This window comes from Vreelandella andesensis, assembly GCF_003989795.1.
GTDB lineage: Bacteria > Pseudomonadota > Gammaproteobacteria > Pseudomonadales > Halomonadaceae > Vreelandella > Vreelandella andesensis.
Genome location: NZ_RZHG01000030.1, coordinates 49,621 through 64,028, shown reverse-complemented (window position 1 = coordinate 64,028; position 14,408 = coordinate 49,621). Strand labels below are relative to the sequence as shown.

The window sequence follows — 14,408 nt, the reverse complement described above, 5'->3', positions numbered from 1 at the left end:
CTCCTTCATGCAGTAGCGGTAGCTGACGTGTTATTACGACGCCGGCGTTGCATTAATACAATCAGCCCAAAGACCAGGAAGGCGGGGATCCACATGAGCTCTTTCGTCCAACGGTCGACCGGGGCCAGAACCTCAATGATTTTTTGATCGAAATCAAAACCGATATCGGCTGCTTGGCTGCCGTAAGCCACCATGTCAACAGTCGCCGTGCCTTCTTCTATTAAGAGCTCCATACCCAGGTTATCGAGCCGCTCCTGCCCCGTTTCACCCTTAGGCACCGGTAGAATCATGTAGGTCGTCATGGGGTCGCCGTAATCGTCGAGACCGGCAATCTGCAAGCGAAGGGTGGAGTCTTCATCGACATTGCCCAACGCCTCGACGAACTGTGCGGGCGGTATTGATTCATAAGGATCATGGATCATATCCATCCAGAAACCAGGGCGGAACAGCGTAAACGCTATCAGCAGCAGCACGATAGACTCATACCAGCGGTTGCGAGTAATCATGAAGCCTTGGGTCGCCGCAGCGAAGATCAACATGGCAATGGTCGATACCACGAAGATCAGTATTCCCTGAAGAAAGGTCACATCGATTAGTAGCAGGTCGGTATTAAAGATGAATAGGAACGGTAGCGCCGCGGTGCGAAGACTGTAATAAAACGCCTGGAAACCGGTTCGGATAGGATCGCCTCCAGACACAGCCGCCGCCGCAAAGGACGCTAACCCTACCGGCGGCGTAACGTCAGCCATGATACCGAAGTAGAACACAAACAGATGCACCGCAATCAGCGGCACTATCAAACCATTTTGAGCGCCAAGGGTCACGATGACCGGTGCCAGCAAAGCTGAGACGACAATGTAGTTAGCCGTCGTAGGCAGGCCCATACCAAGTATCAAACTGAGCACTGCGGTAAGCAACAAGATCAGCATCAAGTTGCCCATGGCCAGCGTTTCCACGACCTCGGCCAATACCAGTCCTACCCCGGTCTGCGACACGGCACCGACGATAATACCGGCGGTAGCCGTGGCGATACCAATACCGATCATATTGCGCGCACCGGTGACCAAGCCGCTCCACAGATCCATAACGCCTTCACGCAAATCTGCCCCCATATCACTGCGACCCCTAAAGATCGACGTGATGGGGCGCTGGGTAATAATGATGAAGGTCATGAATACAGTGGCCCAGAAAGCCGACAGTCCTGGAGACAACCGCTCTACCATTAAACACCAGACCAACACAATGACCGGCAGGATGTACTGTAAACCAACCAACACCGTAGGCTTAGTCTGTGGCAGTGAATAAATCGGTTGGTTAGGGTCGTCAAGCTCGAGTTCAGGATAGCCTGCTGCTAATTTGAGCAGCGCAACATAAACCACTGCAAGACCAACAGCCACCACCCAGGGAGTTGCATCGCCTAGCACCGGTTTGAGCCAGCCCAGGCCATAATAAACCGCCAGGGCGGTGATCATCATCAGCAGCAAACCACTAAGAAAACCGATGACCTTGTTGACAAGCGGTTTAGGTGGATTGCTACTTTCTAGCCCCTGCATATTAGCTTTTAGGGCCTCTAAGTGAACGATATAGACAAGTGCAATATAGGAAATCAATGCGGGCAGGAAGGCATGCTTGATCACTTCAACATAAGAGATACCGACATACTCAACCATCAGGAAGGCGGCAGCCCCCATCACCGGCGGCATAATCTGTCCGTTAACCGATGACGCCACTTCAACGGCACCGGCTTTTTCGGAAGAGAACCCAACACGTTTCATCATGGGCACCGTAAAGGTACCTGTCGTCACGACATTAGCAATCGAAGAGCCGGAAATCAGACCGGTCATGGCGGACGCCACCACGGCGGCTTTCGCTGGCCCGCCGCGATAGTGACCGAGCATCGAAAACGCCACTTTAATAAAATAGTTGCCAGCGCCAGCCTTATCCAGCAAAGCACCGAACAACACAAATAAGAACACGAAGCTGGTTGAGACCCCCAAAGCGATGCCGAAGACACCTTGCGTCGTCAACCACTGGTGATTAATCAAGCCGAATAGACTAACTCCACCATGGGAAAGAATGCCCGGCATCCACGGCCCAGCCAGGCTGTAGATAAGGAAAACCGATGCCACAATCATTAACGGTGGACCAAGGGCACGACGAGTCGCTTCAAGCAGCAACAATATCCCGGCGATGCCAATAATGACGTCCTGCATTATGGGTGCGCCAGGGCGCTGGGATAACTGCTCGTAAAACATGAACATGTAAGCGCCACAAAAGGCTGCCGCCGCTGCAAGTATCCAATCCTGAATCGGAACACGGTCACGAGGCGAACGCTTGAGCGCCGGATAGGCCATATACGCCAGAAACAGCGCGAAGGCTAAGTGAATGGAACGGGCTTCAGTGGCACTAAAGACGCCAAAACCCAACATGAAGGGTACTGGAGAAGCAATCCACAATTGAAAAAGAGACCACACCGCTGCAATGCTTACCAAGAGTTTACCGGGCATGCCGGCCGGTTTACGGGCTCCCGTGTCGCTGGAGGCTACCATGTCCTCCAAGTCTACCCCGGCTCCCGAAGGTTTATTCTTATCTTCAGTCATATGCCTGCCCTTCCCCGAGACGATTGACGCATCATTGCCATATCGAAATGCCCTATCAACATTTTAAACCAAAATGCGCGGCACCCTCGGGTAACCGCGCATTCCTTACCAAGGTAGCAATACCTCAGGCTGCAGGATTATTCGATCCAGCCTTGTTCACGGTAATAGCGCGCAGCTCCCTCATGCAGCGGTGCAGAAAGCCCCTGCGTCACCATCTCTTCCGGATTGAGGTTCTCGAAGGCGGGATGCAGACGTTTGAAGCGATCGAAATTATCAAAAACTGCTTTAACAGTCTGATAAATAATGTCTTCGTCAGCCTCGGCGGTAGTGACAAAGGTAGCCGCCACACCGAAGGTTTCGACATCTTCATCATTGCCGCGATACAGGCCACCCGGGATTACCGATGCGGAGTAGTAGGGGTATTCATCGACGATGCCCTGAATGTCTTCATCATTAAGGGGAATCAGGCGAGCGTCAACAGTGGTGGTCGCTTCTTGGATAGAACCATTGGGATGGCCAACCACATACACCATGGCATCAACATTGTTATCTGCAAGTGCTGCTGCTTGCTCTGCGGCATCAAGCTGAGACGCCAGAGAGAAGGTATCTTCGGTCCAGCCTTTGGCACCCATCACCACTTCCATGGTGTTGCGCTGGCCTGAGCCTGGATTGCCAATATTGACGCGCTTGCCTTCCAAATCATCGAGCGTCTCGATGCCAGAATCAGCACGCGCCAGAAGGGTCAAGGGCTCGCCGTGAACGCGGAATACAGCGCGCAGCTCTTCGTAGGGTTCTCCTTCGAAATTTCCAGTGCCATTGTAGGCTTGGTACTGGACATCCGACTGGGCCACACCCATGTCCAATTCGCCTGACTTAATACCATTAATATTAGCGACAGACCCACCAGTGGAAGGTGCATTACATTTGATATTGGCATCTTCCAAGCGATTCACCAAACGACAAATCGACTGACCAACTACGTAGTACACACCTGTTTGGCCACCGGTACCGATAGTAATGAAGCGTTCTTGCGCAACCGCCGGCGTTGCAAAGCTTGCCGCTGCAATCAACGCGCCGGAGAAAGCAGCAGTAGAAAATACATGGCGTTTCATAGACACACCTCTTTATCTTGATGTTGTGAGCGTTATGCGCTTTGAAGCCACCTGCTGAACAATTCCCTCAGGTGTTTTTCTTCCAAAACGTTTTCAAGACAATCTGTTATCGACATCGATTAGTAAAGCCGACACTCACTACTTTAGCGAAAAAAAATCTACTTGGCGAAATACACAGCAAATCTTCGCCGGTATAGCGCCCTCCACATCCTAGTGCTTGCAATTAAGTATTACGGTTCAGCAGTTTCACTTAATTCTCAGAGACCATGCGTAATGCATTGCCTACCACAAGCAGCTCAGACAACATACCTAGATTACCGATGAATTACGTTTAGTTACCGTTAACAGCCATGCCGTATTCGCATGGCGTATAGCGAATTGAACATTTCTTATCCGTTTGCGGCAGACTAATGCTAATTTTACTTATATGTTGTAGCCAAGTACCGATGGCAACCACAGGGCAATACTCGGAAAAATAGCCACAAGGGCTAGCGCACACCCCATCGCCAATACAAATAGTAACGCCCACCCCAGCGTCTCTTCCAAGCGGATTTTGGCTACCTCGGTTGTTACCATCAAATTCACTGCAACCGGCGGGGTAAATTGGCCTATCGCGATATTCATGGCTAGTAGAATGCCGAACCATACGGGATTCCATTCAAAGTGCTGCATCACCGGAATAAGCACTGGCATCATGATGAGGTAGATAGAGATAGCATCCAGCAGCATGCCAGCCACTAACACCGCCAGCATGACGAGTATCAACAACAAAACGCCGTTATCCGTTAAGCCAATGATCCACTCCGCTAAATGGCGGAAGGTTCCCAGCATTGTACCGGCCCAGGCAAAAATGCCTGCCAGGGCGATAATCAACATCACCACCCCAGAAATAATGGCAGCCTCTCCTAACAACTCCCATAAGTCGCGTAACGAAAGCTCTCTCGTCAGAAACAGTCCAACAACAGTGCCATAAGCGACCGCCACCACGGCAGCTTCCGTTGGTGTAAATAAGCCTGAGCGTAGCCCACCCAAAATCAACACCGGCGCAAACAAGGCTGGCAACGCCTGCCTAAACGTCGTGCGAACGGTTAACGTTTCAGCACCTTCTACTGGCGTTCCTTCCCAGCCGTAACGCTTAGCGACGATCATGGCAGGTACCAGCAACGCCAATCCGGCCAAAATACCGGGAAAGAGACCCGCAGCAAATAGTGCGCGCAGATCAACGCCAGGCACCACAATCGAATAAAGAATGAGCGCCACGGAAGGGGGAATTAAGATAGCGGTAGAGGCCGATGCTGCGATAAGTGTGGCGGAAAATGGCTTTGGATAGCCCGCTTTTGTCATGCTGGGCAGCATGACCATCGCCACAGCCGCCGCATCCGCCGGGCCTGAGCCACTCATGCCTCCCATAATCATGCACACCAACACCGCAACCAGTGCCAGACCACCATGACGAGGCCCAATAAGCGCCTGCGCAAAACGCACCAAGCGTATCGCAACGCCAGAACGCTCAAAAATCAGCCCAGTCAGTATGAATAGTGGTATCGCAATTAAAGGATACTTGGCAATGCTGTTGTAAGTATTGGTGCCTAGCGTTGCTAGCATATCCGGTGATAAGCCAGCCACAATACCCACTGAACCAGCTAACGCGAGCGAAAATGCCACTGGCACACCCGCGATCAAAAACCCGGCAAAGGCGAGGATCATCCAGACATCAGGCGTCATTATTCAGCCCTCCCTTTAATCGATCACGGGTTTGCTGAACGAGACGCCATACCATGGCAGCTGACAATACCGGTAGCCATACCAAGTACCACCACTGGGGCAGCCCTAATCCTGGTGACAGCGATTCCCATTGATACTCTTGCCAAGCCAGCTTTCCGCCGTACCAAGTGATTAAGCCCAACACGGTTAACCCACACAGCGCCTGGAATAAAATCAATGCAAAGCGCCACCGTCCAGGTAGCGCCCTCTCCAAAAAACCGATACGGATATGACGGTTACGCCTAAGTGCCACCGATGCCCCTGCAAACGTCAGCACTACCAGTAAAAACACCGAAAACTCTTCAGTAAACGAAAATGAACCGCCTGTTAGATAACGTGTGACCACATTTCCAAGGCTAATTAACGCAATAACAATAAGTGACAGCGCGCCAAGCCAGCGCTCAGGGCGTGCATCAGGAAAGCCTTTCATGGCAGCCTCACAACAAAAGCTACCGGCCTTGAAGGCCGGTAGTTATAACACCAAAAGAGTCATTAACGTGCGTCGATAGCCGACTGAGCCGCGTTAACCACATCTTCGCCAATACGTGGTGCCCATTTTTCATACACGGACTGGGTAGCGTCGACAAAGGCTTGGTACTGCTCATCCGTTAACTCAGTGACCGTAACACCTCGCTCTTGGATGGCCGCTAAGCGCTCGCTTTCTTGCTCACGGGTCATCGCGATTTCCCACTCTCCCGCTTCAATTGCCGTTTCACGCAACAACACCTGCTGCTCCTCGCTTAGTGATTGCCATACCTGCTGGTTAACCGCAAAAATCAGCGGGTCGTTCATATAGTTCCAGAGCGTTAAGTGCTCCTGGCCTACCTGATCAATACGCGCGACATCAAACACGGACAGCGGGTTTTCCTGCCCATCCACGGCACCGGTGGTTAACGCTGGCTGGGCATCCGTCCAGCTCATTTGCGTCGGGTCTGCGCCAAGGGCCGAGAAGGTATCCTGGAACAGAGGCGAGCCTACAACACGAATTTTTAGCCCCTCCAAATCTTCTGGCAGACTAATTGCCCCACGGGAGTTAGATACCTGGCGGAAGCCGTTTTCGCCCCATGCCAGCGGCATAACACCGCGTGACTCAATCGCTGCAAAGACCAACTCACCCGCTTCCCCACTAGTAACGGCATCCACAGCTGCCTCATCAGGAATAAAGAAAGGCAAGGAGAATAAGTTCAGTTCAGGTACCTGAGGCGACCAGTTAATGGTCGAGCCTACGGCAGCATCGATTAGCCCAGAACGCATGGCCGAAAACTCACGGGTTTGATCGCCCGACACCAACTGGGAGTTCGGGTAGACCCGCAACGTTAATTCACCACCACTGCGCTCCTCCACCAGATCAGCCCATTTCTCGGCAGCCTGCCCCCAAGGAAAGGCATCAGATAACACCGTAGAAACTGAGAGTTCGCGTGCTTGTGCAGTAAGGGAGGCAGAGAGCAATGCAGCACCGGCTAAGCCGGCCGTTAAGCGAGCCATAGAGCGTGTCAACGTCATGATTGTCGATCCTTTTTTTTATCAGTTGGTATTTAGTAATAACTATTATTCACCCACGGTGCGCCACTGTTGGCTAACAATAAACGCCAAAGCGCACAACGCTCCATTGTAGGCACTCATGAGTTTAAAGGAAGCCAATCGTTAGCCTTTTATCAATCAACGTTGGATAGATGAAAACCGTGCCATTACGCTGTAGTAGCGCTTACTGATATGCTGAGGCCACTTTTCATTTGTTACCACCGGACATAAACGTGCCACTACGCGACCTGCTGTTAGGCCTATTTGTCATCGCTATTTGGGCGCTGAATATTATTGTTATCAAAATCGGCGTAGCAGAGCTTCCGCCGCTGCTAATGACGACTTTGCGCTTTGTACTGGTCGCAACGCTGGTGGTGCCTTTCTATCCTGTCGCTCGTGCACAGCTGCCTTTTTTGCTGTTGCTTTCTTTCACGTTTGGCAGCCTGCATTTTGCGCTGCTGTTTATCGGTTTGGGGCAGGCAGAAGCGGGCACTGGCGCACTGCTGGTGCAGATGGGCACACCCTTCGCCACGCTATTGGCAGTGATATTTCTTAACGAAAAACTGGGGGCAAAGCGCATCGTGGGGCTGCTGCTCTCTTTCGCTGGCGTTATTGTACTGGCTGGCGGGCCAACGTTGCCCTCGCCGCTGCCGTTAACCATTCTTTTGTTAAGCGCCTTTGGTTGGGCAGTTTCCCAACTACTGATTAAGCGCGGCCCACCCATTGCCCCATTGGCATTGGCCGGCTGGGTAGCCTTGTTTGCGATTCCACAGGTCGCGTTAGGGTCTTGGCTGCTTGAAACTGGCCAATGGCAGGCCATTCAGCAAGCGAGTTGGCGAGGATGGGGGGCGATGACATACACCGCAGTGATGTCATCCATTGTCGCTTACGGCATTTGGTATGCCTTACTACGCCGCCACCCAGTGAATCGCGTGGTACCCATGACCCTATTGGTACCGGTACTCGCTGTTGGTTTGGGGGCGCTATTCATGGGCGACAGCTTGGGTATTCATAAGCTGTTAGGCGGAGGGCTCGTGGTTGCCGGTATTGCTCTGATCGTGCTTAACGTTGGCAAGCGTCAACCAGCAAAGCCCCTGTAGTAAGCCGATTTTACGTGCTGCTTTTAAGTGCTGTTTTTACGTGCTGTTGTTAAGTGCTGTTTTTGAGTGCTAGGCCTCAGGGCGGCAAAACCCTGCCAGAGCGGGAACTGATACGCAGTCCCCCACCTGAATACCGCGCTCAGCGAAGTAACCTGCGTTAACCTCCAGCGCCGCATGGTAAGACGCCCCGGCTGGATAGGAGGGGCACTCACGGGGCGTATTAGATGCGCAGGGCTGCATGGTGTTAATCGCCACAATGCGCCCTTCACCGTTGATAAACGCAATATCCAACGGGATTAACGTGCGGTACATCCAAAAGGCGTTGCCGGCGGGCTGTTCGTTTTCAAACCGAAACAACATGCCACGCGCTTGGGGCAGGTGCTCACGCTCCATTAGACCGCGCTGTCGCTGAGAGGCGGTTTCAGCCACCTCAACGTCTAACCGGTGTGGGCCTTCCTGACTATGAATCGCCAGCGGCAGTGTGGACGCTTGGTGAGATTCTACCGCCCATGCGTTCAACAGCGGTAACGGTAAGCTCGCCGCTAGCGAAACCCCCAAAGACATCTTAAGTAGCTGACGGCGAGAAACGGTCATGACAAGTTCCTTTTATGATGAGAAGACGTGTTAGTGGCATAGACTAGTCGAAGACATATTTCGAAGGCATATGACGCGATGGCATCGCGACGTGATTTCCTGACATAAGATGAATCCCCTCGGCCAGTAGCGACACATACACCTGCTCCCCCTGCGCTAACTGGTTGCGTCTAGCAGCATGAGTGGCGATATCAAAACGTAGCATATCGCCATGAGAAACGCGCAGCGAGATCGAGGTAATACCGCCAAGCACGACCATTTCATGCACCGTAGCAGCCACAGGATTTTCGCGTTCGCCTTGTGAAGGCCGGGCACGACGATGAAGCACAATATCGGAAGGCGGCAAGTACCAAGTCACCTTTTCACCTAACGTCAATTCAGTGAGTCCCTCGGCAACTTCTAAGTCGTAATCTCCCCACTGCAGCCGTAATTGGCCAGCAACACTGACAATTTCACCCTCGAAAATATTATGGCGATCTAACAGCCTTGCTACCAACGGCGAAGTCGGCCGTCGAAACAGTGTCTCAGGGCTACCCTGCTGCAGGCTTACACCGTTATGCAGCACGCAAATTTGATCCGCCAGCGCTGCGGCTTCTTCCAAATCGTGGGTAACCAAAATAATCGGAATAGAGATCTGCTGACGCAACAATGCCAGTTCTCGCTGCAATCTGCGTCGGGTCACCTGATCAACGGCTGAAAAGGGTTCATCTAACAACAATACCTGTGGCTCGCGAGCCAAGGCACGTGCTAACGCCACCCGTTGGCGCTGCCCACCAGAAAGCTCGCTGGGAAAGCGCTTTTCTAACCCTTCCAGACGCACATTGGCAAGCCATTGTTTAGCAAGGGACTGGCGTTGGGCATGAGGCAGATGCCCCATGGCGAGCTGAACATTCGCTAACGCATTAAGATGAGGGAACAACGCATAATCTTGAAAAACCATGCCGATTTTGCGCTGCTGGGGAGTAAGAGAGTAGCGCCTCTCAGTTGCCAACCAAGGGTTGCCCATACATACCACTTGCCCTAGCTCAGGCTGGTACAGGCCCGCAATGGTGCGCAGTAGCGTAGTTTTGCCACTACCAGATGGCCCCACTAACGCCAAAAGTTCGCCTGCGGGACAGTTAAATGAAGCGTCTAATGGTATTGGGCCACGCTGTTTGACCAACACCTTCAATCCACTGCCCATGATTGACTTAGCCACGCATCCACCTACGTCTGCCCGCAAGCCCATACACCAGGCCCAGTGTCGTTAGCGACACCAAAAGCAGCAGTGCCGACATACGTGCAGCTCCCTGTTCATCAAATGCCTGTACTCGATCATAAATGGCAATCGCTAGCGTGCGAGTTTCCCCGTCGATCGCACCACCAACCATTAAAATCACCCCAAACTCACCCAACGTATGAGCAAATGTTAATGCAGCAGCCGAGAGAATTCCCGGCCATACCAGCGGTAGCTCAATACGCAAAAAAGTTTGCCAAGGGCTTAACCCACTGCACCAAGCAGCTTCACGTAAGTTAGCTGGCACATTCTCAAACGCGCGCTGAATAGGCTGGATTGCAAAAGGTAAGTTAGCAATTAATGAGGCTAGCAAAATACCGCTGAAAGTGAAGTTAAGCCCACCGCCTGTAAGCGTGGCCCAAAAACCACCTAAAGGCGCATCGCGGCCAAATTGCTGTAGCAAATAAAAACCGAGCACGGTGGGCGGCAACACTAACGGCAACGCGATAAGCGCTTCACAAAACCCTTTACCTCGAAAATGTGCGCTGGCTAGCGCACGACCTAGCCAAATACCCACAGGCATCAAAAAAAGGCAGGTCAAACCCGCTAAGCGCAGTGATACTGAAAGCGCCGTCCAGTCCATTATTCGGTACTAAAGCCATACTGCTGCAAAATAGCCACCGCTTCCGCTTGCTGAAGCCACTCATAAAATTGTTTTGCTATGTCGCCTGCCTGCCGAGTGAGCACCATGCGCTGCCTAAGGGGTGCATGCCAATCCTCAGGAATGAGCACGTACTCACTTCGTTCGGCAAGCGCCGGTGCTAGCGCAAGTGAGTAAGCAACCAAACCACCACGAGCATCAGCTGCCAGCGCAAACTGCGCGGCTTGGGAGACATTTTCTCCGAGCACGCGCAACGGTGCACTCGACTCCCACAATGCTGCAGACTGCAACGCCTGCTGCGCCGCGACACCGTAAGGTGCATGGTCAGGATTAGCCAAAGCAATGCGTTCGCGCTGCCCATTGGAATGCGCGGCAACAGCCTGCTTAACACCTTCTAACGGGTTACCTGGGTCTGGTAGATCGCCACGATGCGAGCGCTGCAGCCATACCAGACGTCCAATCGCGTAAATAACCCCTTCATTATGCGTGTGCCCCTCTTCATGAAGGGCAAACACATACGCTTCATCAGCAGACAAGTAGAGTTCAAAAGGAGCTCCCTGGGCTATTTGGCGTCGAAAATTACCCGATGAACCAAAATTAAGCCTTACCTCGCTCCCTGTTTCCTCTTGGAACCGTTCGGCGGCCTCGGTTAAAGCAAACTGAAGATCTGAAGCCGCGGCAACAATAGGTGCGCTTGCAAACGCAGGCGCAGTAACCAGTAGCAAACACGCTAACAGTAGTATTCGCATCGGCTAGCGCTGCGCTTGTTCAGCATGTTGCTCGGTAATTGCCATTATCTTCATGGTATTAGTGCCGCCATGGGCGTTCATATGATCGCCTCGAGTAAGAATCACGTGATCACCGGGCTTGGCAACCCCCTGTTTCACTAGCAGGGTTAGCGCTTCGTCATTCAGCTCTGTGGCGCTCATTTCTGAGGTATCAAACGGCAGTGATACCACACCGCGATAAAGCGCCATACGACGCTGGGCAATAGGTGTGTGGGCAAGCCCAACGATAGGCAGGCCTGAGCGAATACGCGAGGCGATTAGCGGCGTGTAACCAGAGGAAGTCATACAGGCAATCGCTGTAACGCCTTCCAAATGATTAGCGGCATACATTGCCGAAAGCGCTATGGTTTCGTCTGGCCGAGAGAAGCCTTCATGAATACGATGTCCCGACTCTTGAGCGGTTTTCTCTCGCTCGGCGCCTAAGCATACCCGGGACATTGCCTCAACGGTTTCCAATGGGTAATCGCCGGCAGCCGTTTCGGCAGAAAGCATTACCGCATCACTGCCATCCAACACCGCATTGGCAACGTCGAATACCTCAGCACGGGTAGGCAGCGGCGCTGAAATCATGCTTTCCATCATTTGTGTGGCAGTAATCACAGCGCGGTTAAGTGATCGTGCGCGCTTGATCATACGCTTTTGCACACCGACCAACTTAGCATCGCCAATTTCGACCCCTAGGTCGCCGCGCGCCACCATGACCGCTTCAGACGCTTCGATAATACCGTCGAGGGTTGCTTCATCCGCCACGGCTTCAGCCCGCTCTACTTTGGCAACTAAGCCAATCTCCTTGCCTGCCTCGCCGAGTAATCGGCGCGCTTCCAGCATATCTTCAGCGTGCCGTGGAAATGAAATAGCAAGGTAGTCTACGCCAATCTCAACAGCGGTTTTCAGGTCGACTTTATCTTTCTCGGTTAACGCGGGAGCCGAAAGCCCACCCCCCTGTTTATTAATGCCTTTGTGGTTGGAGAGCTTACCGCCAACGACGACGTCGGTATGCACCTGCTGTCCATCTACACGGGTTACATCCAATACCACGCGACCGTCATCTAACAACAAACGGTCGCCAGCCGTTACGTCTTGTGCCAAGGTTTTGTAGTCGCAGCCCACCTGGTGCTCATCACCCGCATCGCCATCAAGCGCCATGTCGAGAATAAACGGCTGCCCTTCTTTGAGGTTCACAGCCCCCTCTTTGAAACGCGCGATACGAATTTTAGGGCCTTGCAGGTCACCTAATGCGGCTACACTTCGGCCTAGTTGGGCCGCGATTTCTCGCACACGCGCCAAGCGTCGGCGATGATCATCCGCGGTGCCATGAGAGAAGTTTAAACGCACCACATCTACGCCCGCCGCTAGCATAGCTTCTAGAACACCTTCTCGGTCACTGGCGGGGCCAAGGGTGGCAACAATTTTAGTACGACGAATCGAAGAAAAGTGCAGTGCGTTCATGATTTTCCTAATTTTTAATAGAATAAAACTAGTAACTTAACAAGCGTTCATCAGCGTGGTCACACTTACGTTTAGCGCGTCACCATTGATTGGATAACTAGTGTTGGCTGACCAGTATTGGACAACCAGCATTGGATAACTAACGTGCTAGTGCTTGCTGGACGAACATCTCACAGTGCTGTCGCGCAGGGCGGTCTTGCAGCCCCGCCCAGTACTGTTCGAACTCAGGACGGCGCGGAAGAGTTTCAAACTGCATTCCCCAACCAATATGGGAACCGACATAAACATCAGCGGCGCTGAAAGCATCGCCAGCGATATAGCGACGCCCGTCGACAGCCGCCGCCAGCGAGTCAATCACCGCAGTGTAGTCGCCCGACCCGAGTCGCATTCGCTGCTCTGCGTTAGGTTGTACGCCCAAGCTATACAGCGAGGCGGCAGCTTCTAACGGCCCTGCAGCGAAGAATAACCAGCGATAATAGTTGCCTCTCTCTGAGAGCGGCGGCGCCAAACCAGCCTCGGGGAAAGCATCGGCAAGGTAAGCACAGATGGCGGCAGCCTCCGTGATCACCCGCTCGCCGTGACGAATGGCCGGCACTTTACCCATCGGGTTGATGGCTAAATAGTCTGGCGAGTGCATCGTGGCCCCATACTCCAGAGCCACTAGGCGGTAAGGTACGCCAAGCTCCTCAAGCATCCAGTGCACAATGCCTCCCCGAGAAAGAGGGTGGGTATAGAAAATCAGTTCGGCAGACTGCGCGACGGCCGGCTCGCTCAGCGCGGGGGGAGGTAGTTGTACACTCGGTGGCAGCACATACCCTTGCCCTGGTTCACTAATAATCTCGACCCCTACAGCTCTAAGCACAGCAATATCTTTGTAGAGCGCACTCAGGGGTATACCTAACGCTTCGGCGAGATCCGCACCGCTAACTGGATCATCGTAGTGACGCAGCATTTTGAGTAATCTTGGCAAGCGGTTTGTTTGTGACATGCTGGTCTCCTAACACGTAATGTGCGCTCTGTTTTACTTGTTCAGTCAAACGTTAATCTGAGCAAGATGACAACCGTTTGCTATTAGCGCAAGTTATTCGCCTAAAGTAACCATAATATCAAGCGAATACTCATCGCAGTTGTTGCCATCGCCGCCACGGTCCACTACTAAGAATTCGCCTTCACGCTCAAGCACCGACTGAATAGCATGCCAAGTACCTGCCCGATAATTGACGCCCTGACAGCCGTCAGTAACAAATGCGCGTACCTCTGCATCGTTAATTGCCTCACCTGGAGGCGCCACCACCACAATAAAGCGCTCTTGATGCAGCGGCATAAAGGCTTGGCTACCCTGAGGATGGCGCTCTAAAAAGGCTAATTCCAACGGTAACGTAATTGGCTGGCTGACAAAAATATTAATCAGCGTATGAGCGTTTTCACCTAGCGTCTCTACGCTTGCCAGATCGTGATGACGCTGGGTACGCCCAGCATTAATGGGAAACGATGCTGACGTGCGGGCATCAATCACATCGCCAAATGGCGCAAATGCCTCCGCTGTTAGCGGCTTGGCTACCAGATTAATCATTATAAACTCCTAAAGTAGCCTGCTTCGCCG

General features: G+C 52.7%; 13 protein-coding genes. 1 reads left to right on the top strand and 12 read right to left on the bottom strand.

Annotated elements, in window-relative coordinates; translation table 11 throughout:
* Positions 1-5: 5 nt before the first annotated feature.
* The 5 genes from ELY33_RS16275 to ELY33_RS16255 all read right to left on the bottom strand — a co-directional run bounded on the left by ELY33_RS16275 (position 6) and on the right by ELY33_RS16255 (position 6,979).
* Positions 6-2,600, bottom strand: coding sequence for a TRAP transporter permease (locus ELY33_RS16275; RefSeq protein WP_126948956.1), 2,595 nt, complete (start codon positions 2,598-2,600; stop codon positions 6-8).
* A gap of 137 nt (positions 2,601-2,737) precedes the next feature.
* Complete coding sequence (locus ELY33_RS16270) at positions 2,738-3,712, bottom strand: TAXI family TRAP transporter solute-binding subunit (protein WP_126948955.1); 975 nt, start codon at positions 3,710-3,712, stop codon at positions 2,738-2,740.
* Between the two features lie 423 nt (positions 3,713-4,135).
* A complete protein-coding gene (locus ELY33_RS16265) occupies positions 4,136-5,437 on the bottom strand; it encodes a TRAP transporter large permease (protein WP_126948954.1) in 1,302 nt (433 codons plus the stop codon).
* Positions 5,427-5,906, bottom strand: coding sequence for a TRAP transporter small permease (locus ELY33_RS16260; protein ID WP_126948953.1), 480 nt, complete (start codon positions 5,904-5,906; stop codon positions 5,427-5,429). Before ELY33_RS16260 ends, ELY33_RS16265 begins: the two co-directional genes overlap by 11 nt.
* Positions 5,907-5,968: 62 nt before the next feature.
* Positions 5,969-6,979: a DctP family TRAP transporter solute-binding subunit gene (locus ELY33_RS16255; RefSeq protein ID WP_126948952.1), complete on the bottom strand. Its 1,011-nt coding sequence runs from the start codon at positions 6,977-6,979 to the stop codon at positions 5,969-5,971.
* A 251-nt stretch (positions 6,980-7,230) separates the two neighbouring features.
* On the opposite strand from ELY33_RS16255, the gene ELY33_RS16250 reads away from it, so the two are divergent.
* Positions 7,231-8,097 carry a DMT family transporter gene (locus ELY33_RS16250; protein WP_126948951.1) on the top strand — a complete coding sequence of 289 codons (867 nt, stop codon included), beginning with the start codon at positions 7,231-7,233 and terminating at the stop codon, positions 8,095-8,097.
* A 69-nt stretch (positions 8,098-8,166) separates the two neighbouring features.
* Here ELY33_RS16250 and ELY33_RS16245 read toward each other — a convergent pair whose 3' ends face one another.
* The 7 genes from ELY33_RS16245 to ELY33_RS16215 all read right to left on the bottom strand — a co-directional run bounded on the left by ELY33_RS16245 (position 8,167) and on the right by ELY33_RS16215 (position 14,378).
* Positions 8,167-8,691, bottom strand: a complete 525-nt coding sequence (locus ELY33_RS16245) for a DUF192 domain-containing protein (RefSeq protein WP_126948950.1) — start codon at positions 8,689-8,691, stop codon at positions 8,167-8,169.
* 43 nt (positions 8,692-8,734) lie between these two features.
* Positions 8,735-9,889, bottom strand: coding sequence for an ABC transporter ATP-binding protein (locus tag ELY33_RS16240; protein ID WP_244208631.1), 1,155 nt, complete (start codon positions 9,887-9,889; stop codon positions 8,735-8,737).
* Positions 9,882-10,550, bottom strand: a complete 669-nt coding sequence (gene modB, locus ELY33_RS16235; protein WP_126948948.1) for a molybdate ABC transporter permease subunit — start codon at positions 10,548-10,550, stop codon at positions 9,882-9,884. The genes ELY33_RS16240 and modB overlap by 8 nt, the downstream gene beginning before the upstream one ends.
* Positions 10,550-11,317 (bottom strand): molybdate ABC transporter substrate-binding protein, encoded by a 768-nt coding sequence (gene modA, locus ELY33_RS16230; protein WP_126948947.1) that lies wholly within the window; start codon positions 11,315-11,317, stop codon positions 10,550-10,552. Before modA ends, modB begins: the two co-directional genes overlap by 1 nt.
* Positions 11,318-11,320: 3 nt before the next feature.
* Positions 11,321-12,805: a pyruvate kinase gene (pyk, locus tag ELY33_RS16225; RefSeq protein WP_126948946.1), complete on the bottom strand. Its 1,485-nt coding sequence runs from the start codon at positions 12,803-12,805 to the stop codon at positions 11,321-11,323.
* Between the two features lie 139 nt (positions 12,806-12,944).
* Positions 12,945-13,793: a glutathione S-transferase N-terminal domain-containing protein gene (locus tag ELY33_RS16220; protein WP_126948945.1), complete on the bottom strand. Its 849-nt coding sequence runs from the start codon at positions 13,791-13,793 to the stop codon at positions 12,945-12,947.
* Between the two features lie 93 nt (positions 13,794-13,886).
* Positions 13,887-14,378 carry an ureidoglycolate lyase gene (locus ELY33_RS16215; protein ID WP_126948944.1) on the bottom strand — a complete coding sequence of 164 codons (492 nt, stop codon included), beginning with the start codon at positions 14,376-14,378 and terminating at the stop codon, positions 13,887-13,889.
* Positions 14,379-14,408: the final 30 nt, after the last annotated feature.

Excerpts from the sequence above, each read along its gene's own strand:
- ELY33_RS16275 (WP_126948956.1), bottom strand. The coding sequence starts at position 2,600 with ATGACTGAAGATAAGAATAAACCTTCGGGAGCCGGGGTAGACTTGGAG.
- ELY33_RS16270 (WP_126948955.1), bottom strand. The coding sequence starts at position 3,712 with ATGAAACGCCATGTATTTTCTACTGCTGCTTTCTCCGGCGCGTTGATT.
- ELY33_RS16265 (WP_126948954.1), bottom strand. The coding sequence starts at position 5,437 with ATGACGCCTGATGTCTGGATGATCCTCGCCTTTGCCGGGTTTTTGATC.
- ELY33_RS16260 (WP_126948953.1), bottom strand. The coding sequence starts at position 5,906 with ATGAAAGGCTTTCCTGATGCACGCCCTGAGCGCTGGCTTGGCGCGCTG.
- ELY33_RS16255 (WP_126948952.1), bottom strand. The coding sequence starts at position 6,979 with ATGACGTTGACACGCTCTATGGCTCGCTTAACGGCCGGCTTAGCCGGT.
- ELY33_RS16245 (WP_126948950.1), bottom strand. The coding sequence starts at position 8,691 with ATGACCGTTTCTCGCCGTCAGCTACTTAAGATGTCTTTGGGGGTTTCG.
- modB (WP_126948948.1), bottom strand. The coding sequence starts at position 10,550 with ATGGACTGGACGGCGCTTTCAGTATCACTGCGCTTAGCGGGTTTGACC.
- modA (WP_126948947.1), bottom strand. The coding sequence starts at position 11,317 with ATGCGAATACTACTGTTAGCGTGTTTGCTACTGGTTACTGCGCCTGCG.
- pyk (WP_126948946.1), bottom strand. The coding sequence starts at position 12,805 with ATGAACGCACTGCACTTTTCTTCGATTCGTCGTACTAAAATTGTTGCC.
- ELY33_RS16220 (WP_126948945.1), bottom strand. The coding sequence starts at position 13,793 with ATGTCACAAACAAACCGCTTGCCAAGATTACTCAAAATGCTGCGTCAC.
- ELY33_RS16215 (WP_126948944.1), bottom strand. The coding sequence starts at position 14,378 with ATGATTAATCTGGTAGCCAAGCCGCTAACAGCGGAGGCATTTGCGCCA.